The 24,690-nt window shown below is 44.7% G+C and carries 18 protein-coding genes; 16 read left to right on the forward strand and 2 right to left on the reverse strand.

Annotation, left to right across the window (positions count from 1 at the left end; genetic code table 11):
- Positions 1–32: 32 nt before the first annotated feature.
- Entirely contained in the window at positions 33–674 is a 642-nt protein-coding gene (locus tag DXB54_RS02585; protein WP_118694143.1) for a hypothetical protein, read from the forward strand.
- A gap of 29 nt (positions 675–703) precedes the next feature.
- On the forward strand, positions 704–1,747 hold the full coding sequence (gene rsmH / locus DXB54_RS02590) for a 16S rRNA (cytosine(1402)-N(4))-methyltransferase RsmH (RefSeq protein ID WP_118694144.1): 1,044 nt from the start codon (positions 704–706) through the stop codon (positions 1,745–1,747).
- 92 nt (positions 1,748–1,839) lie between these two features.
- On the opposite strand, the gene DXB54_RS02595 is transcribed toward rsmH, so the two are convergent.
- Positions 1,840–3,147, reverse strand: coding sequence for a metallophosphoesterase (locus DXB54_RS02595; RefSeq protein ID WP_118694145.1), 1,308 nt, complete (start codon positions 3,145–3,147; stop codon positions 1,840–1,842).
- A gap of 156 nt (positions 3,148–3,303) precedes the next feature.
- On the opposite strand from DXB54_RS02595, the gene DXB54_RS02600 reads away from it, so the two are divergent.
- The 13 genes from DXB54_RS02600 (at position 3,304) to DXB54_RS02660 (ending at position 21,557) form a co-directional block, all read left to right on the forward strand.
- Complete coding sequence (locus tag DXB54_RS02600; RefSeq protein WP_118694146.1) at positions 3,304–5,121, forward strand: hypothetical protein; 1,818 nt, start codon at positions 3,304–3,306, stop codon at positions 5,119–5,121.
- A 20-nt stretch (positions 5,122–5,141) separates the two neighbouring features.
- Entirely contained in the window at positions 5,142–6,221 is a 1,080-nt protein-coding gene (locus tag DXB54_RS02605; protein ID WP_118694147.1) for an acyltransferase, read from the forward strand.
- A gap of 2 nt (positions 6,222–6,223) precedes the next feature.
- Entirely contained in the window at positions 6,224–6,499 is a 276-nt protein-coding gene (locus DXB54_RS02610; protein WP_118694148.1) for a hypothetical protein, read from the forward strand.
- A complete protein-coding gene (locus DXB54_RS02615; protein WP_118694149.1) occupies positions 6,496–8,466 on the forward strand; it encodes an NAD(+) synthase in 1,971 nt (656 codons plus the stop codon). The genes DXB54_RS02610 and DXB54_RS02615 overlap by 4 nt, the downstream gene beginning before the upstream one ends.
- A 97-nt stretch (positions 8,467–8,563) precedes the next feature.
- Positions 8,564–9,523: a D-2-hydroxyacid dehydrogenase gene (locus tag DXB54_RS02620; protein WP_118694150.1), complete on the forward strand. Its 960-nt coding sequence runs from the start codon at positions 8,564–8,566 to the stop codon at positions 9,521–9,523.
- A 199-nt stretch (positions 9,524–9,722) separates the two neighbouring features.
- The gene (locus tag DXB54_RS02625; protein ID WP_021938513.1) at positions 9,723–10,550 is read left to right on the forward strand and encodes a transketolase; all 828 of its coding nucleotides are present in this window, start codon (positions 9,723–9,725) and stop codon (positions 10,548–10,550) included.
- A complete protein-coding gene (locus DXB54_RS02630) occupies positions 10,547–11,485 on the forward strand; it encodes a transketolase family protein (RefSeq protein ID WP_021938514.1) in 939 nt (312 codons plus the stop codon). The genes DXB54_RS02625 and DXB54_RS02630 overlap by 4 nt, the downstream gene beginning before the upstream one ends.
- A gap of 192 nt (positions 11,486–11,677) precedes the next feature.
- Entirely contained in the window at positions 11,678–12,190 is a 513-nt protein-coding gene (locus DXB54_RS02635; protein ID WP_021938515.1) for an NUDIX hydrolase, read from the forward strand.
- Between the two features lie 169 nt (positions 12,191–12,359).
- Complete coding sequence (gene cysK / locus DXB54_RS02640) at positions 12,360–13,289, forward strand: cysteine synthase A (RefSeq protein WP_021938516.1); 930 nt, start codon at positions 12,360–12,362, stop codon at positions 13,287–13,289.
- A 222-nt stretch (positions 13,290–13,511) separates the two neighbouring features.
- Positions 13,512–14,600, forward strand: coding sequence for a lysylphosphatidylglycerol synthase transmembrane domain-containing protein (locus tag DXB54_RS02645; RefSeq protein WP_021938517.1), 1,089 nt, complete (start codon positions 13,512–13,514; stop codon positions 14,598–14,600).
- Between the two features lie 26 nt (positions 14,601–14,626).
- Positions 14,627–17,365, forward strand: coding sequence for a translation factor GTPase family protein (locus DXB54_RS02650; protein WP_118694151.1), 2,739 nt, complete (start codon positions 14,627–14,629; stop codon positions 17,363–17,365).
- A 30-nt stretch (positions 17,366–17,395) separates the two neighbouring features.
- Positions 17,396–18,883 carry a glycerol kinase GlpK gene (gene glpK / locus DXB54_RS02655; protein ID WP_021938519.1) on the forward strand — a complete coding sequence of 496 codons (1,488 nt, stop codon included), beginning with the start codon at positions 17,396–17,398 and terminating at the stop codon, positions 18,881–18,883.
- 130 nt (positions 18,884–19,013) lie between these two features.
- Positions 19,014–21,557 carry a glycoside hydrolase family 3 N-terminal domain-containing protein gene (locus tag DXB54_RS02660; RefSeq protein WP_118694152.1) on the forward strand — a complete coding sequence of 848 codons (2,544 nt, stop codon included), beginning with the start codon at positions 19,014–19,016 and terminating at the stop codon, positions 21,555–21,557.
- Between the two features lie 169 nt (positions 21,558–21,726).
- On the opposite strand, the gene DXB54_RS02665 is transcribed toward DXB54_RS02660, so the two are convergent.
- On the reverse strand, positions 21,727–22,701 hold the full coding sequence (locus DXB54_RS02665; RefSeq protein WP_021938521.1) for an aldolase catalytic domain-containing protein: 975 nt from the start codon (positions 22,699–22,701) through the stop codon (positions 21,727–21,729).
- A 278-nt stretch (positions 22,702–22,979) separates the two neighbouring features.
- Between DXB54_RS02665 and gltX the strand changes: the two genes are divergently transcribed.
- Positions 22,980–24,629 (forward strand): glutamate--tRNA ligase, encoded by a 1,650-nt coding sequence (gene gltX, locus DXB54_RS02670; RefSeq protein WP_118694153.1) that lies wholly within the window; start codon positions 22,980–22,982, stop codon positions 24,627–24,629.
- Positions 24,630–24,690 lie beyond the last annotated feature (61 nt).

The following is a 24,690-nucleotide window of genomic DNA, read 5'->3' on the forward strand; positions in this document are numbered from 1 at the left end:
AATGCTATTGATTTTATAAGGAGGAAAATAAAATGGGATTTTTTGAAAGCGCAAAGATGTTCGCAAATCAGGCAGTAGACAGTACAAGATATGCTGCCCAGAAGACTAAGCTTAAGAGTAATATCAAGTCAGAGGAGAATAATATCGAGAGACAGTATACAGAGATCGGTAGATATTATTTCAATAAATATGTAAATAATCCTGATCCTGAGGTGGTACAGTTCTACGACAATGCCAAGAGATCCATGGACGCCATATACAGACATAACCAGGAGATTGCAAGGATTGAGTCAATGGAAGCTGCCATGAACCAGGGCGGAAATCATCAGTATGGCCAGCAAAACATGCAGCCGAATATGCAGCAGGGCTTCAACCAGAACAATATGGGAGGCATGCAGCCAAACCCGCAGGGCTTCAACCAGAACAATATGGGAGGCATGCAGCCAAACCCGCAGGGCTTCAATCAGAGCAATATGGGAGGCATGCAGCCAAACCCGCAGGGCTTCAATCAGAACAATATGGGAGGCATGCAGGGCTTCAACCAAAACAACGTGGGAGGTATGCAGCCAAACCCACAGGGCTTTAATCAGAATATACAGGGCGGTGTAACACCTGCAGAGCCTCAGAATATTGCCCCGGCAGCTTCGCAGGCTGATAACAACTCTGAGCAGTAAGAAATACAGGAAACAGGAGATTCTTAGAATTGGAAGAACAGCATAAGCGGAGAGTCAGATATAAGGGCACTCATCCAAGAAAATTTGAAGAAAAATACAAGGAGCTTAATCCTGAAAAGTATGCGGATACCGTGGCGAAGGTTATAAGCAAGGGCAGTACTCCTGCCGGTATGCATATATCTATAATGGTAAAGGAGATCCTGGATATCCTTAAGATACAGCCGGGCGAGCAGGGGGTGGACGCAACCTTAGGCTATGGCGGACACACCAGAAAGATGCTGGATGAGCTTAAAGGCAGGGGACACATATACGGCCTTGACGTGGATCCCATAGAGATCGTTAAGACCACCGAAAGGTTAAGGAAGGCAGGTTACGGAGAGGATATATTTACCCCTGTATCAGAAAACTTTGCAAATGTGGCAAAGATAGCAGAGAAGTATGGCTGCTTTGATTTCTGCCTGGCAGACCTGGGTGTTTCATCAATGCAGATAGATAATCCGGAGAGGGGATTTTCATATAAGCTTGACGGTCCGCTGGATCTTAGACTTAACCCTCAGGCGGGTATCTCCGCAGCGGACAGACTGCTTGAGTTAAGCCAGGAGGAGATCGAGGGCATGCTGGTGGAAAATTCTGACGAGCCATATGCTTCTGAGATAGCTGCAGAGATCGTAAAGAAGATAAGAAAGGATAAAAGGATATCAACCACAACAGAACTCAGGGAAACCATAGAAAAGGCTCTGGAGTTTCTTCCTGATAATAGGGAGAAGAAGGATATACTTAAGAAGACCTGCCAGAGAGTATTTCAGGCACTTCGTATAGATGTGAACAGTGAATTTGAGGTGCTTGAGTCATTTCTTAACAGTCTTCCGGATATTATGAATCCCGGCGGAAGGATTGCAATACTCACATTTCATTCCGGGGAGGACAGACTGGTGAAGAAGGCCTTCAAGGCATACAAGCAGCTTGGCCTGTTCAGCGATATCGCAACGGATGTGATAAGACCCGGTGCTGAAGAGTGCAGGAACAACGGAAGAGCCAGATCCACCAAGCTTCGTTGGGCGGTCAAAGCATAAAAAGAATATTTGACCTATAATCATTATATTAAAAGACCGGCTGAAAAGCCGGTCTTTTGATGTTATGGCATAATGTATATATTATTGAATGCTTAATTGTTTATTTCCGTTCCGGCTGACTTAAAGTGTACGGTTATGCACACAACCTCTGCGTCGGTGCCGATTCTGAAGGCAGGACCATATACACCTACTCCGGAGGTTACGATACTGTATCTGCCGGGGGTGACTTCCTTTACGCCGAAGGGATTTTCCCATACAAGATTTATGCCAAGGGAAAGGGGGAGAAACTGGCCGTTGTGGGTGTGACCGCTTAAGTGAAGATCCACACCTGCATTTGCAGTTCTCATAAGCTCTCTTGGCTCGTGATTCAGGTCGATTATAGGAAGGGATTGATCCAGGTATTCCGTCAGATCCTCTATGGAGGCACGGTTTCTGGTACCATCTCCCGGCTTCTCGTAATCCTTCTGTCCTATCAGATAGAAGGAATCATCAATAAGATATGTTTCATCCTGGAGCACAGTCACACCACAATCCTCAAGAAACTTGACAAATCTCGGATCCTGCAGAGCGTGGGTATAGGAGTAAGCAGAAAAGCCTGACAGCAGACGCTCATCTACATCGTGATTGCCCATACATGCGTAGCAGCCATAAGGGGCTGTGATGGTATTTAGGGCGGCGATTATCCTGTCGGGATCGTCAATATCTTCAAAATGGTTATCGAAGAAATCTCCGGCGAAGCACACCAGATCAGGCTCCATGGCATTGATATGTTCAACCATATTTTCAATATCATCAGCACCCATTATAGTGCCAAGGTGCTGGTCGGCAACCAGTACGATCTTAAGCTCATCAGTCTTCCCCGACACAGTTTCCTTAAGCTCCACATTCTTGTAGATGGTCACATCATAATAGGTGTCCTTGATATAGTGGGCATGGATAAGCCCATACACAGAGCCTATAACTCCAAGGGCAAATGTCACTATGGCACATCCCCATATAAAGCGTTGGTTATTAAGTATGGCTTTATATCGCTTTTCCTTTCTCAGGGCAATTCTTATCACAAGTCTTAACAGGTCGATGATAACAATCACAAACAGCATTATGAGGGTTGCACCAAAGAGAGTATTTGCAAAGTTATGGAAGTAGATCTCGGCCTTGTTGCCAACCGGCATGAAAAAGGCAATCATGTTGATTGAAACTATGATAAACCATACTATTATAAGGATGATCAGCTTCTTTACAGACAGAGTACGCTTGCGTCGTTCAATGAGACGCATGTGCTTTTCTCGGACAAGCTCTTTGGTCGTATGGGGAAGTACCTTGTTGATCCAGGTGATAATTCTGAACAGAAAATAGTAGCATATAAGATAATAGCAAAATATCAGAAATCCAAAATACATAGTAATAATATCCTTTTGTATAAGCGTGTGACAAATGTCACCACACAAAGTATAGCAAATTTGGTAGTCTATTACTACAGAGATTTCTTAAAAGTTGCAATATATTCTTAAATATGTATAATTCAGAGTAGAGCATACATAAAGAAAGGCAATGGGATGTTAAGAGATTTAAAGAAGGAATATAGTGATGACCATGGCAGAGCAAAGGTGATCCTGTTGATCGTCATATTGTTATTTTGTGCCTTCTGCGTGGCAGGCGCAGGCTGGTATTTCCTGTGTTACAGGAACAGTGGGGACGAGTATTACGAAAAGGAATTTGAGAAGATCCTTCCAAAGTGGGTAAAAGATGATATTGATATATCGGAAACCAGGCATGTGGTTCTAAAATATGGAGATATAGTAAGTACAGATGACCTTATGTATGATAAGGCAACAGGAGAGGGCACTTCTTTAGCGTATGAAGCGGCATTTGTAATAAATGGGGCTTCCACATCAAAGCAGGTTAAGGCAGGCGTAGTACAGGACGTTTATGATGAGGAAAATGTGACTGTTGACTCTGAAAAGATAAAGGCTGTGGGAACCGGAAAGGCAGTGGTAGTCCTTTCTCCATCGGAGGATGTGGATAAGATAAGGGATTATTTTGCAGGTCTGACAAGGGACAGTGCTGACAGGAGTCTTAAGGAGAGTGTTAAGGGATGTCGGGCAGTTCTTGTGTATGTAGATGTGGAGCCGGCGGTTCTTACCCAGATATATATTGGTGGTCAGAGTAATGCTGAGGGTATATGCAGTGCAGGCAGTGACTATAACCTAAACAATACCGTGGCAGTCCCTGAGGGACAGAGCTACGCTTCTTATTTCCCAAAGGATATAGGTGTGGCGAAGCGTCTTACAGGCATCGAGATGACAGAATGTACCGAGGATAATGTGGAGACATTTGTCCCGGGAAATCTTATGGAGAATACATCTATAGCAGGTACGGAGCTTAAGTATCCGGTAAACACCCTTAATGAAGATGGTGCCGGTAAGCACGGAATGGACGGAGCTGCAGCATATGAGTGGAACAGGCTTACAGGTGACAAGGTGTGGCTTGCAAATATTGCCTGCAGCGGAACCTCAATGTTTACCTGGTCTGTGGGTCAGTGGGAGTATAACAGGGCTTCAAAGATAATGGAGCAGTGTTATAAGGTCTACAATGCAGAGATAGAGGCCGGCCACTATACCAGAGGCCATATCATAATGCTGTGGCAGCAGGGCTCTGCCGACAGGAAGCGTGACAGTGAGGCGTACATTGGCTTTTATAAGGATGTGCGGGAAGCCTTTGATGAGAATTACGGAATAGAATACTGGGGCGTAATACCTGAGAGGGCAGGCATTGCAAGTGCCCTTTCCCCTATAGACATATATATGACAGGTCCAAGGATCGCCCAGTATTATCTCGCTTACAGCAATGATTACGATAATGTATATATTGTATCCGATGAGAACATTGACTGGATCAGGGATGACAAGGTAAAGGAATATTTTGCAAATGCATATCCTGAAGGTGAGCTTACATATAACCTGAGACCGGATAATACAGTTACAGGCATACCGGATTGTATAGAGGATGTCAGGGCAGACAAGCATTATACCCAGCTTGGACATAACGAAAATGGAATAAATGCGGTAAAGAGCATGTACAGGATCATTGAAGGGGATACCGGTTCTGCGGAGACTGCGGTATTTAAGGACTGTACGGGAAACACTGTGGAAGATATTTACATAGGTGAGGAAAAGGGTAAAGTTGTGGTTCCTTATATCACACCATTTTACTGCAGCAAGGATGTAGAGATACTGGTGGAGGATGAAAGTATATGCAGCTTTGATCTGCTTTCCATGACGGTGAAGCCCGTTAAAGAAGGGAACACAAGACTTATTGTTAAGAGTGCGGGAAAAGTCATCGGCAGCGTAAATATACACAATTATGTTCATTAGAGGTCTAGGAGGAAAGTGAAGTGGCTGAGAGCAAGGAAACTGATAATAAAATAACCGGGAATGCAGTGGCAAAGAGAAAAAAAGGCAGATATCTGTATATGGATATATTAAATATCATGGCGTGCTTCTGCGTTGTTTTTATACACCATAGCAACACTCTTGTGGCCAGGTATTCGGATACTCCGCTTTGGAGGGAAAGCCTGGTTGTCGAGTGCGGAATGTATTGGGTGGTTCCTGTATTTGTCATGATAAGTGGTGCAAATCTCTTAAATTACAGAAAAAAATATACCACAGCCGAGTTCATGAAAAAAAGATTTTTAAGGACGGTTGTTCCGTTTCTTATATGGAGTGTTGTGTATCTGGTGTGGAAGGTACAGACAGAGCAGATGGTGTTAGACTCCCATGATCCTGTGGATATATTCAACATAATAATTAATTACAGGGAACAGGCAATATTCTGGTACTTCATACCACTGTTCGGCTGTTATCTGGCAATGCCTATATTCTCACTGGCTGCAGACAACAGAAGGCTGTTATGGTATGCTACAGGCGTGAACTTCTTCTTCGTGTCTGTTGCACCGGCACTTAAGACATTGTTTGGTTTAAATATAAGCATGGCAGTGCCAATATCCGGAGGACTTATGATATTCGTACTTCTGGGATATCTTCTTGCCACGGCTGACCTTAAGGTATGGCAGAGACTTATCTGCTATGTTCTTGGAATTGCCGGAGTTTCCTTCAGATATATATATACCTTAAAGAAGTCTGCGGAGATAGGAAAATATGATACATCTATAAAAGGGTGCTCCATGTTCTATAATGTATTTTTGGCAGTAGGCGTATTTGTATTGATAAAGTCCATACCATGGGATAGGTTCATAAAGGGAACCGGTGTGAAGATAGTATCAGCTATTTCAGGCTGCAGCTTTGGCGTATATCTTATACATAAGATACTTATGTACTACGCAGAGAAAAATCTGGACATAGATATAATGTCAAGAACCTGGAGATATGGTATGCCATTTGCAATTTATTTCTCTGCTGTACTGATAGTATTTATTGTAAGAAAAATTCCGGTGTTCAGAAGGGTGTTTGGATAGGTATGAAAAAGAATGAGAAAAAAGCAAAAACAGAGAACAGGGGCGGTTTATACACAAAGCCCTTAAAGGGCTGGAGCAGCAGGACCAATACCATAGTGGGAACAGCATTTCTGGTATTTGTTATTGCATGCTTCATAATAAGGGGCTTCGTGGGCAACAAGGGTGGCGATAAGGGCACCACCGAGGCAACCACACAGGTGACGACTACCCAGGTAACAACAACTGAGGAAATAAGCAGTGATACTGAGGCTGATGACAATTTAGGAGGACAGGAATGAAAAATTTATTCAGAACTGCCACAGTTGTACCCCGGGTACATATAGGGGATGTGACAGCTAATGTGGATGAGATCAGAAAATTATATAAAGAATACAGATATAAGGCTGATGTGGTGGTGACTCCTGAGCTTTCACTTACGGGATATACCTGCGGCGATCTGTTCTGCAACAGAAGACTTCTTAACAGAGCAAAGGAAGGACTTCTTGAGCTGGCAGCCCTTACCACAGGGCAGGAGCTTATAGGTGATGGAGTGTACAGACAGAGCGACATAGAGCCGGCAGCTTTGGTGGTGGGAATTCCCTATGAGATCGACGGAGACCTGTATAATTGTGCAGCCTTCCTTGCAAATGGACAGGTGATTGCCCTGGTTCCAAAGGTATTTCTCCCTAACTATGGAGAGTTCTATGAGAAGAGATGGTTCTCGGAGGGATTTGTGAAGAACAGGGAGCTGACACTTCCTGACGGCAGCAGCGCGGTATTCGGAAATGATATTGTGATCGATTACGGAAATTCCGGCAAGAATGTAAAGCTTGGCATAGAGGTGTGCGAGGATGTGTGGACACCACTTTCGCCATCAAGACTTCTTGCCATGAACGGGGCAGAGGTTATCCTTAATCTTTCTGCCTCAAATGAGGTCATTGGAAAGGAACAGTACAGAAGAAATCTTATAAGCAGCGTGTCTGCTTCATGTATCTGCGGCTATGTGTATGTATCCGCAGGAAAGTATGAGTCCACCTCGGATATAGTATTTTCGGGACACAGCCTTATCTATGAGAACGGCAAGCTTCTTGGAGAGGTGAAGCCTTTTGAGGATGGCAGTCTTTTAAAGGACATTAACCTTGCTAAGATAAGACACGACAGGATTGCAAATAAAAGCTTTGCCGCCAGCAAAAAACAGTGGGTGGAAGATGACAAATATATAACCGTGAAGTGTGAACGGGACTTCCCGGAAAGGGAGGATATCCTTGCAAGGGTGTCCATAACACCGTTTGTACCGGGACATAGCAGACTTGAAAGGGCAAAATCCATATTCAGAATGCAGGTGGCAGGTCTTGAGAGAAGACTTGAGGCAACCCATGCAGCCTGCATAGTTGTAGGGGTGTCAGGAGGACTTGATTCTACCCTGGCACTTCTGGTATCTGCCCAGGCAGTGAAGAACCTGGGGCTGCCGTCAAAGACCCTTATAGGAATAACCATGCCGGGCTTTGGAACCACAGGCAGGACAAAGGGAAATTCCCACAAGCTCATGGAGCTCCTTGGATGCGATATAAGAGAGATAAGCATTGTGGATTCTGTGAGACAGCATTTTGCCGACATAGGTCATGATGAGGAGATAAAGGACGTAACCTATGAGAACTGTCAGGCCAGGGAACGTACCCAGATTCTTATGGACGTGGCAAATAAATCAGGGGGCTTCGTAATAGGAACCGGAGACCTGTCAGAGCTGGCAATGGGCTGGTGTACCTACAACGGAGACCACATGAGCATGTATGCGGTAAATACCAGCATACCTAAGACCCTTGTAAGAACCCTTGTGGATATGATAGGCCACGATATGGATGAGAATGGATTTGCAGGTCTTGCACCGGTTATAGAGGATATAATCGACACACCAGTAAGCCCTGAGCTGCTTCCTCCGAATCCGGACGGAACCATTGCCCAGAAGACGGAGGACACCGTAGGCTCCTATGTGCTCCACGACTTCTTCCTGTATTACACCTTAAGATACGGAATGGAGCCGGATGAGATAAGGGAGCTTACCAGAGAGGCAGTAAGGCAGAGCGACGAATACAAGTTCAGCGATGAGGAAATAGACAAGTGGCTTAAGGTGTTCTACACAAGGTTCTTCCGCCAACAGTTCAAGAGAAACTGTATGCCTGACGGAGTGAAGGTGGGTAGTGTATCCGTAAGCCCACGAGGCGATCTGAGACTTCCGTCGGAGATCGAGTTCGAAGATTTTGTATGATCTGATACATGGGCTTGTATATATTATGAATCTGGCGGTATTTAAGTGAGACCAGTATATTAAGTGAAAGCAATATATTTGTGAGAGGACAGTAAAGATGAAGATCGCAGTTTTAGAGAGAAACAGTGTGGGAACAGACGTGGACGTAAGCTGTTTTGAAGAACTTGGAGAAGTGAAGTACTATCCCATAACCCGGTATGATGAGATCACAGCCCAGGTAGGGGATGCAGATGTCATCATATTAAATAAGGCTAAGATAAATGAAGACACCATAGGCGGCTGTAAGAATGTAAAGCTGGTTTGTGAATTTGCCACAGGCTTTGACAATGTGGATATTGAATATTGCAGAAGCCGGGGTATAAAGGTGTGCAATGTAACCAATTACTCTACAAATGCAGTTGCACAGCATACTTTTGCCATGGCACTTTATCTGGTGGAGCATATGAGGGACTACGATGAGTACGTGAAGAGCGGCGAGTATACCGCCAGTGGAGCCTTCTCTTATTTTGATAAGCCGTTTGCAGAGCTTGATGGTAAGACCTGGGGAATAATAGGTCTTGGAAATATCGGAAAGAAAACTGCAAGGATAGCCGAGAGCTTCGGATGTAAGGTCATATATTATTCCGTAACAGGAAAGAATAGCTGTGAGGATTATGAGAGGGTGGACTTTGATACCCTGTTAAGGGAGTCGGACTTTATATCTGTCCACTGCCCGCTTTCAGACCTTACAAAAGACCTTATAGACCTTGACGCCATGAAGAAGATGAAGAACTCTGCGGTGCTGTTAAATGTGGCAAGGGGACCGGTTGTGAATAATTCCCACCTGTACCGGGCACTGATGGATGGTGAGATCGCAGCGGCAGGACTTGATGTGCTGGAGATTGAGCCTTTGAAGGAGGAAAATCCTCTTTCGAAGATAAAGGACAGCAACAGACTTGTGATCACACCTCACATGGCATGGGCAAGCACAGAGGCAAGGATACGTCTCATAGCTGAGGTTGCCGAGAATATAAAGTCCTTTATAAAGGGTGAGAACAGAAATGTGGTAAATATGTAGAAATGGGATATATGGACCGGCCTGCGCTTTGCAATATATTTGTTGCTAAATTCTCAACATAAAATCACAAAAAAAATAGATATATATATTTGCCGAAAAATGATGACAGCAAGGAAAAAAATGTTATAATGGCTGTGTGTGGGTTCATATAGACGCCTACGGAAATGATATATACTGAAAAATGTAAAGGAGATGCACCATGAACAAGCTAGAGCTTCAGAAAAAGGCTGTGAAGATTCGTAAGGACATTGTTGATGCGGTATTTAGTGCCAAGTCAGGACATCCGGGTGGATCATTATCAGCAGCGGATTTATTTACCTATCTTTATTTTGAGGAGTTAAATATTGATCCGAAAGATCCAAAGAACGAGAACAGAGATCGTTTCGTACTTTCAAAGGGACATACGGCACCAGGTTACTATGCGGCACTGGCAAATCGTGGTTACTTCCCTGTGGAAGACCTTAAGACTTTAAGACATGTGGGTTCATACCTTCAGGGACATCCTGATATGAAGCACATTCCGGGGGTGGATATGTCATCAGGTTCACTGGGACAGGGACTTTCAACAGCCGTTGGAATGGCTCTTGCAGCAAAGCTTTCAGGAAAGGACTATCGTACCTATTGTCTCTGCGGTGACGGAGAGATACAGGAGGGACAGATCTGGGAGGCTGCCATGTTCGCAGGGGCAAGAAAGCTTGACAACCTTTTGGTGATCGTTGACAACAATAATCTCCAGATCGACGGAACTGTTGAGGAAGTATGCTCACCATATCCTATAGATAAGAAGTTTGAGGCATTTAATTTCCATGTTATCAACATAAATGGAAATGATTTCGATGAGATAGACGCAGCCTTCAAGGAGGCAAAGGCAACAAAGGGCATGCCTACAGCAATAATTGCCCATACCGTTAAGGGTAAGGGTGTATCCTTCATGGAGAACAATGTGGGATGGCATGGAAAGGCTCCCGGTGAGGAAGAGCATGCTATAGCTATTGAAGAGCTTGAGAAGGAGGGTGCAGCACTGTGATAGAGAATAAGAGTGTAGCAACCAGAGACAGCTATGGAAATGCTCTGGTTGAATTAGGAAAAGAACATGACAATCTGGTTGTTTTAGACGCAGATCTTGCTGCGGCAACCAAGACAGCAACCTTTAAGAAGGTATTTCCTGAGAGGCATATTGACTGCGGTATCGCTGAGGCCAATATGGCAGGCATTGCAGCAGGTCTTTCAACCTGCGGATATGTTCCGTTCATGAGTTCGTTTGCAATGTTCGCAGCAGGAAGAGCCTTTGAACAGATCAGAAACAGTATCGGATATCCACACTTAAATGTTAAGATCGGTGCAACCCACGCAGGTATATCGGTAGGTGAGGACGGTGCAACCCATCAATGTAACGAGGATATCGCTCTTATGAGAGAGATCCCGGGAATGGTTGTTATCAATCCATGTGACGACACAGAGGCAAAGGCAGCAGTAAAGGCCGCATACGAGCATGTAGGCCCTGTATATATGAGATTCGGACGTCTTGCTCTGCCGGTTATAAATGATCCTGACACATACAAGTTCGAGCTTGGAAAGGGTGTTGAGCTAAAAAGTGGAAAGGACATAACCATCGTTGCCACAGGCTTATGCGTATCAGAGTCCCTTAAGGCAGCAGAGATGTTGAAGGAAGCAGGCGTAGATGCCCAGGTTATCAACATCCATACCATCAAGCCTATTGATGAGGACATTATAATAAATGCAGCAAAGAAGACCGGACGTATCTTCACAGTAGAGGAACATTCTATAATCGGTGGTCTCGGAAGTGCGGTTATGGAAGTACTCTCAGAGAAGTACCCTACAAAGGTAACAAGAATAGGTGTAAATGATACCTACGGATGTTCAGGCCCTGCAAAGGAACTCCTCCATGTATTCGGACTTGACGCAGAGGGCATTGCAGCCAAGATAAAGGAAAACCTCTAAGATAATAAGATAATACAAAACCATAATGTGAGCCGGATTTTTCCGGTGATACAGGCAAAATATATATTTTAATAAAACCCGGTGATGACTGCCGGGTTTTGTTGTAATGATGTATAGACAAGGAGAAAATGATTCAAATCTCATCGGTGCACTGTATAATTATCTACAGCTTTATGAAGGAGAAAAGTAATAATGGCAGAAAAAACAGAAATATGGGATATCTACGATGACAATAAAGAGAGAACCGGAAGGACTATGAAGAGAAATGACTGGAATATGAAGCCGGGAGACTTTCACCTTACAGTTCTCGGTGTGGTAGAGGATATGCAGGGCAGATTTCTCATTACCAAGAGAGTTATGACAAAGGCATGGGCACCGGGAGCCTGGGAGATATCCGGCGGTGCTGCCCAGGCAGGAGAGGAGTCCCTTGAGGCAGTAAAGAGAGAGATCCTTGAGGAGACAGGAATAGATGTGTCAGACTTTGAGGGTGGATATAAGTTCACATATAAGAGAGTAAATCCTGAGGAGAAGGACAACTATTTCGTTGATGTGTACAGATTTAAAGGACAGTTTACCGAGGCTGATGTGAAGCCTCAGGAGGCAGAGACTGACGGATTTAAGCTGGCGTCTGCAGATGAGATAGCCGAGCTTGGCAAGGCTGGAGAATTTCTTCACTATTCAAGTGTAAAAGAGGTATTTGAGTAGAGAATATAGCATTAGAATATAAAAATAAAAAATATATGTATTTACCTATTGACAAAGTAGGTTAATACATATATTATATGTATATACTAATTCATAGTAAACAGATAGGAATACTAAAATTTAACAAAAGATTATTTCAAAATAATTTATGAAAGGATGGATGAAAACTATGGGAAAGATTTACAAGAGCGCAGCAGAACTTATCGGTAACACACCTTTACTTGAACTTTCAAATATTGAGAAGAAGGAAAATCTGGAGGCAACAATCCTTGCAAAGGTTGAGTACTTCAATCCGGCAGGAAGCGTAAAGGACAGAATTGCCAAGGAAATGATCGAGGACGCAGAGAACAGAGGAGTTCTTAAGCCGGGTGCAACCATTATCGAGCCTACAAGCGGTAACACAGGTATAGGTCTTGCTTCAATCGCAACAGCTAAGGGATACAAGGCGATAATCGTTATGCCCGAGACCATGAGTGTTGAGAGAAGGAACATCATCAAGGCTTACGGCGCAGAGATTGTTCTTACAGAGGGTAGCAAGGGTATGTCGGGTGCCATTGCCAAGGCTGAGGAGCTTTCAAAGACAATAGAGGGAAGCTTTGTGGCAGGACAGTTCGTAAACCCTGCAAATCCTGAGGCGCACAGAAAGACTACAGGTCCTGAGATCTGGGAGGATACAGAAGGAAAGGTTGACTACTTCGTAGCTGGTGTAGGTACAGGCGGAACCGTTACAGGTGTAGGCGAGTACCTTAAGAGCAAGAACCCTGATGTTAAGGTTGTTGCAGTTGAGCCTACAACATCACCTGTTCTTTCAAAGGGTGCTGCAGGACCACATAAGATTCAGGGTATCGGTGCAGGCTTTGTTCCTGACACATTAAATACAAAGGTTTATGATGAGATCATCACTATTGGAAACGAAGACGCATTTGCAGGTGCCAAGGAAATCGCAGCAGCAGAGGGTATCTTAGTAGGTATCTCATCAGGTGCAGCATACCTTGCAGCTAAGGAATTAGCTAAGCGCCCTGAGAACAAGGGTAAGACTATCGTAGTTCTTCTTCCGGACAGCGGAGACAGATACTACTCAACACCTCTCTTCGGCTAAACTTATGCTTAATAAAAGATCATTGTGAAAATTAAATAAAAATAGCCCTTTGCATTGGCCCTTACATTTCTGTATAGGTGGTTCCCTACCTCTGACGGATCTGTACAGGGCCTTTGTTTTTGGCTTATTATCTAAAAAAGTAATTAAATTTATTGCAAATTTTCTGGCGGGATTATATAGTACTATTGTTGTATTAGAAACAAAGGGTATGGTACATAGTTTATGAGTAAGATGACAAAGAAACAGAAGAATATATTGAAATGGGCATTTGTGATGCTCCTTGTGTGTGTTGTCGTATATGCATTCAGGGATTCTGCTGGACCGATATACAGGGAGATAAAAGAGACAAGCCCTAAGATACTTGTTATGATCCTTCTTGCTTCAATGGCTTATGAATTTGTAGAAAGTATTATTTCCTATATACTTGTGAGCCAGTACAGTAACTCGAAATTAACATTTCTTGATGCTAATTTCATGACATATTTTATTTCCTTCTACAGAGTTACCACCCTTGGCAGTGGCGTTATTGTTGCGGCTTTTCTCTACCTTAGAACCTGCGGACTTAAGAGCTCCGAGGGCTTTGGCATGTATGTTGTGCAATATGCCATACACAAGATATCCATAGCGGTCATAGGAGTTGTTGCCATATGCCTTGACTTTGCTTATGTTATGGGCGTGTGCGGAGAATACAAGAATTATCTGCTGCTGGGCGTTGCAGCCACAGTGGTGATCACAGTGGTGCTGGTATTATTTGCAGGGTCAACAAAATTTCACAAGGGTCTATACTTCGTATTGGATAAGATAAATTTTCACGGTAAATTCACCAGAGCCGTTGATAAGCTTAAGACCCAGTGCCAGGTTATGGAGGACGGGGCCAAGGTTGTGCTTAAGAAGCCTGGAGTTATAGTCGGAGCGTTGGTGCTCAATGTAGTCAAGTCTGCCTTGTGGTTCGCAATCCCTTATATTATATTGAGGGGAGAGCCGGGTATATATCTCTTCAGGACCATCGGCATAACAGCCATCTGTATAATGCTGGCAGGTGTTATCCCCATACCGGGAGGTATCGCGTCCAGCGAATTTGTGCTTATTGCTATTTTCTCGGGAATAGTAGGTGGCACAGATGCTGCGGCAATGTCATTACTTTACAGATTCGCGACCTTTGTATTCCCATTCCTTTTGGGAACCATAGTTGCCATATTCTTTAGGGAGATCAGGAGACGTAAGCAGAGATTGTACCCTGAAATGTTCGTAGAGATGAGCAGGGAAAAGGATGAGCTGGATATGGAGCTTGGCTTTGATACAGAAGAGTAGTTACTACGGAAAGGCAAAATATATACATGAACAGACAGGTATTGGGAGTGGTTGCCCATGTTGATTCGGGAAAGACAACATTACTTGAGGCAATGCTTTATAAAACAGGACGGATAAAGAAATTAGGAAGAGTTGATCATCAGGATGCTTACCTTGACACCGATGACAGGGAGCGGGAAAGGGGAATAACTATTTTCTCCAAGCAGGCTGAATGTGTTATCGGGGAAAATGAGGTTACGCTTCTTGATACTCCGGGGCATATAGATTTTTCTGCAGAAATGGAAAGAGTACTTTCCATCCTTGACTATGCAGTTTTGGTGGTTAATGGTATGGAGGGGGTTCAGAGCCACACAGAGACATTATGGAGTCTGCTTCAGGACTATAATGTTCCTGTGTTTTTATTTGTCAATAAAATGGATATGTCAGGGCTTACAAGAGAAGAGCTTATGAAGGACATAAGAAAAAGACTGTCCGGAGGCTGCATTGATTTCTCTGAGGAGGATTCTGACAGGGATGAAGAGATCGCCATGACCGATGAGGATGTATTAAACACCTATCTGGACGTAGGGACGGTTGGGGACGATGTGATAAGAAAACTTATTGCAGACAGGAAGGTGTTTCCATGTTGCTTCGGTTCCGCACTTAAGGTTACGGGAGTGGACTATCTCATAGAGCTTCTTGACAGATATATGCTTCCCGAAGAATATCCGGAGGAGTTCGGTGCCCGGGTATATAAGATAACCAGAGATGAGAAGGGCAACAGGCTTACCCATATGAAGATCACAGGGGGAAGCCTTGCCATCAGGGATACCCTTTATCCTGACAGTGACGAGAAGGTGAACCAGATAAGAATATATTCCGGAGAGAAATTCAGAACCGTGGAACAGGCAGATGCCGGAATGGTGTGTGCCGTTACAGGCTTTGCCGGAACCTATGCCGGCGAGGGACTTGGGCATGAGCCGGGGCACGAGGATAAGAAGCTGGTTCCTGTGCTTTCCTATAAGATGATATATCCTGAGGACACTGATCCCTATGTGCTTCTTGACAACATAAGGAAGCTTGAGGAGGAGGATCCTACCCTTGCGGTGCTATGGAATGAGGCGGGGAAGGAAATACACATTAAGGTCATGGGTGACATCCAGCTTGAGGTGTTGAAGGATATAATAAAGAAGAGATACGGCATATATGTAAGCTTCGGTCAGGGCAGGATAACCTACAAGGAGACTATAGCCGCTCCGGTTATGGGAGTTGGACATTTTGAGCCTTTAAGGCATTATGCGGAGGCTCATATCCTTATGGAGCCTATTCCCGGAATGGAAAATGAATTTGACAGCGTGTGCAGTGAGGATGTCCTTGACAAGAACTGGCAGAGACTGATTCTCACTCACCTTAAGGAGAGAAAATACCGGGGAGTTCTTACCGGATCTGAGGTTACAGGAATAAGATTCACTCTTACTGCCGGAAGAGCCCACAATAAGCACACCGAGGGCGGTGATTTCAGACAGGCTGTGTACAGAGCAGTAAGACAGGGACTTATGATGGCGGACAGCATACTTCTTGAGCCTTACTATGATTTTAAGTTAGAGGTACCGGACGCACAGATAGGACGTGCCATGGCAGACATAACCAGAATGAGCGGGGAGTTTTGCCAGCCGGAGATGGTAAGGGACGGCGTGAGCCTTATAACGGGCAAATGCCCTGTAGAAACCATGCGGGAATATCACAAGGATGTTATTGCTTACACCCATGGACTGGGGAGGCTTAGTGTAAGCCTTGGGGGTTATATGCCCTGTCACAACCAGGACGAGGTGGTGGCTAAGATCGGATACGATCCGGAGCTTGACACCAGAGATCCTTCATCCTCTGTATTCTGTGCCCACGGCAGCGGATATATAGTTCCATGGCAGCAGGTATATGAGAATATGCATGTTAAGGAGGACAAGGGATTTGTCCTTGTGGGACTTTCTGAGTATGATGAGAGCGGCGAGGATATATTTAACAATCCGGAAGCCCTTAAAAACCCTGAGAAATATATTCCGGAGGCAAAGAGAAAGTCCTATGACGCCACCATAACAGAGGATGAGATCATGGAGATATTCGCCAGGTCGTATCAGACAACGGATATAAGGACCGGGGCAAAGGTGAGAAACCGCACCGACTCAGGCTATGACTGGCACAGCAGGCTGACGGAGGAATCCGGTGGACAGGAAACAGGGACCGCAGAAAACGAAGGCGGAGATAAGGCATTTACCGGTAAAAAGAACGGAAGTGCCGGAAGAAGACCTGCGGATACAGGAATAGGAAAATCCGGAGCCTTTAAGAAGAATACTGACGGAAAAGAATATCTTTTGGTGGACGGATATAATATAATATTTGCATGGGACGAGCTTAAGGAGTTATCTAAGATAAACCTTGACGCTGCAAGAAGTTCTCTCATGGATACCCTTTGTAATTATCAGGGCTACAAGGGCTGTGAGCTGATACTGGTATTTGACGCATACAAGGTTAAGGGACAGCAGAGAGAGGTGTCCATGTACCACAATATCCATGTGGTGTATACCAAGGAGGCGGAGACTGCCGATATGTATATTGAGAAGACCACCCACAGGCTGGGACGGAAGAACAAGGTAACGGTGGCTACCTCCGACGGGCTTGAGCAGCTTATAATAATGGGGCAGGGAGCCCTAAGGATGTCCGCAAGGGGCTTGAAGGAAGAGATAGAGCGGGCACAGAAGGAGATCCGGGAAGGCTGGATCACGGAGTGAGAAAGAACATGTGAAGGAGAAGGGTAAGTAATGGCGGAGTATTTAATGGCACTGGATCAGGGAACCACCAGTTCCAGAGCGATAATATTTGACAGAAAAGGGGATATAGTGTCAGTGGCACAGAAGGAATTTACACAGTATTTTCCTGCAAATGGCATGGTGGAGCAGGATCCTTTGGAGATATGGGCGTCAGAGGTAGCGGTCATGTCTGAGGTGAAGGCCATGAGCCAGATATCCGGAGAAAACATAGCGGCAATAGGGATAACGAACCAGCGTGAGACTACCATTGTGTGGGACAAGAACACGGGAGAGCCGGTGTACAGGGCTATTGTGTGGCAATGCAGAAGGACAGCCGACAGGATAGAGGAATTAAAGGCGGCAGGATACGGAGACATGATCCTTGAGAAGACAGGACTTATTGCGGATCCTTATTTCTCAGCTACCAAGATAGAGTGGATACTGAATAATGTGCCGGGAGCCAGAAAAAGGGCGGAGTCAGGAGAACTGTTATTCGGAACTGTGGATACATGGCTTATATATAAGCTTACAGGAGGCAGGGTTCATGCAACGGATTACACCAATGCCTCAAGGACAATGCTCTTTAATATAAATACCTTAAAGTGGGATGAAGAGCTGTTAAAGCTCTTTAACATACCTGCCTCCATGCTTCCGGAGGTGAAGAATTCCAGTGAGATATATGGTTATACCGATGAGAAGATATTCGGTGCGGAGGTTCCCATAGCGGGAGTTGCCGGAGACCAGCAGGCTGCATTGTTTGGTCAGTGCTGCTTTAACGAGGGAGACGCCAAGAATACATACGGTACGGGCTGCTTTCTTCTTATGAATACAGGAAGCAAGCGAGTTGTGTCGAAGAACGGACTTTTAACCACCATAGCCATAGGAATTAACGGCAAGGTGCAGTATGCCCTGGAGGGGAGTGTATTCGTGGCAGGTGCAGCCATAAAGTGGCTTAGGGATGAGATGAAGCTTATAGAAAAGGCTGAGGACACAGAGAGAATCGCCATGTCGGTTCCTGACAGCAATGGTGTGTATGTAGTTCCTGCATTTACAGGTCTTGGTGCCCCATATTGGGATGCCTATGCAAGAGGCGCGGTGTTCGGGCTTACCAGAGGAACTACGGCAGCCCATTTTATAAGGGCCACGGTCGAATCTCTGGCGTACCAGTCCCATGATGTCATAAAGGCCATGGAAGAGGATGCAGATATGAAGCTTGTAACCCTTAAGGTGGACGGAGGAGCCAGCAACAACAACTTCCTTATGCAGTTTCAGGCAGATATATTAAATGCGACCATCAAGAGACCTGCCGTAACCGAGACCACAGCCCTTGGTGCCGCCTATCTTGCAGGGCTTGCAGTAGGATTTTACAAGGACAGGGCAGAGCTTGTGGACAATCAGAGCATCGCCAGGGAATTTGACCCAAAGGTCGGTGACAAGGACAGAGAGACATTACTTGCCGGCTGGAGAAGCTCGGTTAAGAGAGTTCTCACGCAGGTATAAGATCCATTGTAAAAAAGCAGGTGGAACAGTGCCGAAAATGATGCCGGTAAAATGTCTGTGACGGATTAAAATAATATAGATAAAAATGAAAAAGTAATGTGTAATAAATATTAGAAAAGGAGGACGATGTATGGAACCGATCGTAAAAAATATTGTTGATTCGCTTTCGATAGAAGAAAAGGCAAGACTGGTATGCGGCGAGACCTTTTTCGGGATAGCCGGGATACCAAGATATGATATTCCCCATCTTAATGTTCTTGATGGGGGAACAGGAATGAATTACGAGCAGCTTATAGGTGATATTTTCTCTATGATAAAGAACATGGGTGCCGATCCGGAGACCCTTGACATGGTGAATACCATGACCCCCACAGAGCTTAAGAAAGTAATAAATAATTATTTCCATCCGGAGAGGCTTAATGTCCGGGAGATGAAGTTCAGGGAGATAGCAAAGAAGGAGCTGGACAGAAGATTTGCAGAAAACACGGCAAATAAACATGGTGAGACCATGGCTCCCGGATGCTTTCCTACAGGCATGCTCCTTGGAGCAACCTGGAATCCTAAGGTTGTATCAGAGGTGGGACATGCCCTTGGAAGAGAGGCGAGAGCCCACGGTATCAATATGCTCCTTGGAACACCTAACATCAACATCCACAGGGACGTGTTAAACGGAAGACTCTTTGAGGGATTTTCCGAGGATCCGTGCCTCATAGCAGAACTGGCGCCGGAGCTTTCCATGGGTGTTGAGGCTGAGGGTGTGGCTTCCAACATAAAGCATTTCGCTGCAAATAATCAGGAGACCAACCGTCAGGGAATAGATGAGATGATATCGGAGCGAGCCTTAAGGGAGATATATTTTAAGGGCTTTGAGGCTTGTGTTAAGAAAGCAAAACCTGCTACCTTCATGTCGGCCTATAACAAGATAAACGGCGTGGCATGTACAGAGAACAAGTGGCTTCTTGATAATGTGCTGAGAAAGGAATGGGGCTTTGACGGCATGGTTGTTTCCGACTGGGGAGCTGTCTATAACCAGATACCTGCACTTAAGGCCGGAAATGATGTGAACATGCCGGGACCTGTAGCCATTGATGAAGTTATGAATGCCATTAATTCCGGAGAGCTTACGGAAGAGGAGCTTACAAAAAATGCTGCCAGGGTTGTATCGGTGCTGGTTAATTATGCAAAGCCTGACGCCTACGAGGAGACAACCGGGTGGATAGCCAAGAAGTCTGACAAGGCGGCATACGACGCAGCCTGTGAAGGCATAGTAATGTTAAAGAATGATAATGGGATATTCCCCTTGGATGTAAATGGGGGCTGCGGAGATTCAGTATTTGTCCAGACGGCAGGAAGAGAGAAGTTCATATCTCTGTGTGGAAGCAGTGCAGAGCACACCATAGACTGTGGTACGGGAAGTGCCGGTATAACCACAGACAGGACCAGTGACGTGTATGACTCTTTAAGGGAAAACGGAGTGAATGTCACCTTGCAGTTTCCTACACCGGATAATGTTAAGGACTGTTCCACCATACTCTGTGTGGCAGGAGTTCCCGGTATGGAGGGAAATGACAGGGAGAATATGAGGCTCCGTCCTGAGGATGAGGTGCTCCTTGACCGCATGGTGATACTTAAGAAACGTAATCCGGGACTTAAGATAGGACTTATATTGAATACCTGCGGACCTGTGAACCTTATGGGCTGGATAGATGAACTTGATGGTCTGTTCATGATGTTCCTTCCGGGTATGGAAGGGGGGGATGCCATGGCAGATATACTCTGCGGCAGGGTGTCACCTTCCGGTAAGCTGCCTCTTACATTTCCTAAAAGATATAAGGACACTCCTGCATACCTTAACTTCCCGGGAGACGGTTACAGAACCTGCTACGGCGAGGGAATATATGTGGGCTACAGGTATTATGACAAGCGTGAGGTTGAGCCGTTATATCCATTTGGATATGGACTGTCCTATTGTGATTTCGATATAAGCAATATGAAGTGTGACATGCCTGTATCATCAGTGGATGTTGTGGACAGAAAGGGAAATATCAGCAATATGAAGCTCCCTGTATTCACCGATGAAATAAGGATCTCTGTGGATGTGAAGAACTGCGGACCTGCAGACCGTGGAACAGCCTCAGAGGTGGTGCAGCTCTATATAAGTGACAAAAACAGTACCATCCACAAGCCGGCAAAGGAGCTTAAGGCCTTTAAGAAGGTGAGACTTGAGTATGGTGAGACGAAGAGGGTGGAGTTTGGGCTGAGCCTTTCGGATTTCGCCTACTTTGATGAGGATTATAAGAGCTTTGTCAGCGAAGAGGGTGTATACACCATAATGATAGGAAACAGCTCGAGAAATATCCTTTGTACCATGGATGTTTATCTGGACACGGTTTCCGTAAGACACTTTGGCATGGACACTAACATCAAGACCTTCTTTGAGAATAAGATAACCAGAAGCCACCTTCTTAAGTTCTGCGATACCATAGGAATGGACAGAGGTTCATTGTATGACTGCTACGAATATGAGCCGTCAACGAAATTCAAAACCTTTGTGGGCAGGTTCGGAAGCATGGGCAACAGCTCTGTAGCCGGAAGCTTAAAGGCTTCTGACGAAGAGCTTAAAAGGGCACTGGATGTGTTCCTGGCAAATACCGGGGCGCTGAAGGTTCTGTAGAATGTGCTCATAGGACAGGGCATGTTAATATTTTAAGCCTGCCCCCAAAATTTAAATGTATAAAATAATTATAATATGATATAGAAGATATGATATAAGAACGGGTGACACCACTTCAAAATGATGTCACCCGTTAAAATGTGAAAGCTTTTTTAAAATTACACGGAGGTTAATCTCTGTACTGAAGGAAGCTGTACATCTCAGCGTAATCGTGCCGCTTATTCTTGATGAAATCTATAGCCTCTCTTGGGTGCTGGTTTAACATTCCTGTAAGCAGATATGGAACATCAAAGCCCCATACGGCGTCTCCCTTTTCCTTTAAAGGAACCATATACTTCTCTATGAATTTAAGTGTATGGTACAGGTTGTATTTTGGATTTCTTAAGAAGCCCAGAAGTAACTCCAGTGCACAGTTTCCTGCACCTCTTCCCATGCAGCTTACGGTTGCGTCAAGCATGCTTGCCCCGCTTCTCATGGATTCTACGGTGTTGGCATATGCAAGCTTGAGATTGTCATGGGCATGGATACCGATCTTCTTGTTGTACTTCTCACCGACAGCTACATATTTCTCCGTAAGCTTTTTGATCTGCTCAGGGTACAAAGAGCCGTAGCTGTCTACAATATAGATGGCGTCAACATTTGACTGACCGAGAAGATCAAGCGCCAGGTCGATGTCACATTCCTGGTCCTTTGAGATCGCCATGATGTTACAGGTGGTTTCGTAACCCTTTGCGTGGGCATCCTCTATCATCTCAATGGCAGCAGGCATGGTGTTGATGTATGTTGCAACTCTTATCAGGTCGATAACACTCTCAGACTTAGGGATGATATCCTTCTTGAAGTCACATCTTCCAACATCAGCCATAACAGAGATTTTGAGATCTGTGTTGTTTTCTCCGACGATGGCTCTTATATCTTCCTCGTTGCAGAACTTCCATTTGCCGAATTTATTCACGTCAAACATTTCCTTGGAGGCCTTGTAGCCGAATTCCATATAATCCACACCGGCTCTGATGTTGCTTTCATAAAGTGCTTTTACAAATTCGTCACTGAAATAAAAGTCATTTACCAGTCCTCCGTCTCTTATTGTTGCGTCAAGCACCTGAATATCAGGTCTGTAGGTGATCATATCTCCGCCTATCATATTCGTTTCCTCCTTTTTTGATCTGCCGGTTAATGTCTTATTCCTGTTCTGTGTTGATATTCGTAACTACATAAGCCGGTCTTATAAAATGAATCTTTGACACTTCAACGCGGTGAAGCGTGTTAGTACTTTCAAAGTATACACATAAAAACATCATAATGCAAGCATTTTTTTAAATTAATTTAATAAAAACAAGTTCTATGTCCATAAAATCATTTGACGAGAGGGAGTTATACAACTATAATCGGTCATGTAGCAGACAGATCGGAGGAATAGAGATGGATTACAATAAGCTTGCAGAGTTGATTTTTAAAGATATTACAGGAACAGTAGAGGAGCTTGAGGAGAGATTTCCAAGGAGAGATCTTCCGGAGGGCGCAAAGGTAACAAGATTTGCTCCTAGCCCTACAGGTTACATGCACATCGGCGGACTTTATGCGGCAATGATCTCAAGAAAGATCGCAAAGCAGTCGGATGGTGTATTCTACCTTAGAATAGAGGATACAGATAAGAAGAGAGAGCTTGAGGATGGTGTAAATGAGATCATTAATTCCCTCAAGAAGTTTGATCTTACCTTTGATGAGGGACCATTTGAGGGCGGAGAGAATATATACGGACCATACAAGCAGAGTGAGAGAAAGGAAATCTATCAGATCTGCGTTAAGGAGCTTATGAAGAAGGGACTTGCATATCCATGCTTCGCAACTGCCGAGGAACTTGATGCCATCAGGGCGAAGCAGGAGGAGCTTAAGGTAGATATAGGCTACTATGGCGAGTATGCAGTGGCAAGAAACTACACTTATGAAGAAATAGAAGAGAAGATAAATGCGGGAATGCCTTATGTTGTAAGACTTAAGTCCCCTGGAGTTTTGGGAAACCACGTAAGATATACAGACCCTATAAGAGGAGCCATCCAAATGCCTGAGAACATTATGGATGTGGTACTTTTAAAGTCTGACGGTATCCCGACATATCATTTTGCCCATGTGGTAGATGATCATTTCATGAGAACCACAACCGTAATAAGAGGTGACGAGTGGCTGGCTTCATGGCCTTTACATAAACAGCTCTTTGATCTCTGCGGCTTTGAGCAGCCTGCATATGTTCATATCTCACCTATCATGAAGGCAGAGGGAACAGGTAAGAGAAAGCTTTCAAAGCGTAAGGATCCTGAGGCGGCAGTAGGCTTCTATCAGGAGCAGGGCTACCCATCAGAGAGCGTTCTTGAGTACCTTATGACCATAGCAAACTCCAATTACGAGGAGTGGCATGCAAAGCACACAGACAAGACCATAGATGACTTCACCCTCTCACTTAAGAAAATGCCGGTATCCGGAGCATTATTTGACATGGTCAAGTTAAATGATGTAAGTAAGGAGATGATCTCAACATTTACTCCTGAGAAGTGCTACGACAAGATTGTTACATGGTCAAAGGAATACGACAGCCAGATATATGACTTCGCCACATCGGATAAGGAAGGTTTCATGAAGACCATCAACCTCTGGAAGGCAGCAGGCAAGAAGGCTCGTAAGGATGTGGGCAAATGGTCAGATCTTAAGGCATTGTTCTCATATATATATGTGCCTGATGACGAGCTGGTATTCAACTATGAGATTGATGAGAAATATACAAAGGAGCAGCTTCGTGAGGTTATCACTGAGTACAAGAAGGATATGTTCCTTGACTCCGAGAACTGGTTTGAGGATATGAAGACTATGGGAGCAGGACTTGGCTACTGCCCTAATGTGAAGGAATACAAAGCTGACCCTGAGGGATACAAGGGCTCTATCACAGATGTGTGCACAATGGTCAGGGTAGCGGTAACAGGAAAGAAGAACTCACCGGATCTCTTTACCATCATGAATGTTATCGGTGCCGACAGAACAGTGGCAAGACTTGACAGATTTCTTGAGTCTCTTAACTAGGACTTGAAGATGACTTATATTCATGCGGATCTCCGGCTGTCATGACGGGGATTTCACGGAA

The organism is Coprococcus sp. OM04-5BH (assembly GCF_003482105.1).
In the GTDB taxonomy this organism is placed as follows: Bacteria; Bacillota; Clostridia; order Lachnospirales; family Lachnospiraceae; genus Coprococcus.

Coding starts and splice junctions, on each gene's coding strand:
- DXB54_RS02585 (WP_118694143.1), top strand. CDS start 33: ATGGGATTTTTTGAAAGCGCAAAGATGTTCGCAAATCAGGCAGTAGAC.
- DXB54_RS02595 (WP_118694145.1), bottom strand. CDS start 3,147: ATGTATTTTGGATTTCTGATATTTTGCTATTATCTTATATGCTACTAT.
- DXB54_RS02600 (WP_118694146.1), top strand. CDS start 3,304: ATGTTAAGAGATTTAAAGAAGGAATATAGTGATGACCATGGCAGAGCA.
- DXB54_RS02610 (WP_118694148.1), top strand. CDS start 6,224: ATGAAAAAGAATGAGAAAAAAGCAAAAACAGAGAACAGGGGCGGTTTA.
- DXB54_RS02615 (WP_118694149.1), top strand. CDS start 6,496: ATGAAAAATTTATTCAGAACTGCCACAGTTGTACCCCGGGTACATATA.
- DXB54_RS02620 (WP_118694150.1), top strand. CDS start 8,564: ATGAAGATCGCAGTTTTAGAGAGAAACAGTGTGGGAACAGACGTGGAC.
- DXB54_RS02625 (WP_021938513.1), top strand. CDS start 9,723: ATGAACAAGCTAGAGCTTCAGAAAAAGGCTGTGAAGATTCGTAAGGAC.
- DXB54_RS02635 (WP_021938515.1), top strand. CDS start 11,678: ATGGCAGAAAAAACAGAAATATGGGATATCTACGATGACAATAAAGAG.
- cysK (WP_021938516.1), top strand. CDS start 12,360: ATGGGAAAGATTTACAAGAGCGCAGCAGAACTTATCGGTAACACACCT.
- DXB54_RS02645 (WP_021938517.1), top strand. CDS start 13,512: ATGAGTAAGATGACAAAGAAACAGAAGAATATATTGAAATGGGCATTT.
- DXB54_RS02650 (WP_118694151.1), top strand. CDS start 14,627: ATGAACAGACAGGTATTGGGAGTGGTTGCCCATGTTGATTCGGGAAAG.
- glpK (WP_021938519.1), top strand. CDS start 17,396: ATGGCGGAGTATTTAATGGCACTGGATCAGGGAACCACCAGTTCCAGA.
- DXB54_RS02660 (WP_118694152.1), top strand. CDS start 19,014: ATGGAACCGATCGTAAAAAATATTGTTGATTCGCTTTCGATAGAAGAA.
- DXB54_RS02665 (WP_021938521.1), bottom strand. CDS start 22,701: ATGATAGGCGGAGATATGATCACCTACAGACCTGATATTCAGGTGCTT.
- gltX (WP_118694153.1), top strand. CDS start 22,980: ATGGATTACAATAAGCTTGCAGAGTTGATTTTTAAAGATATTACAGGA.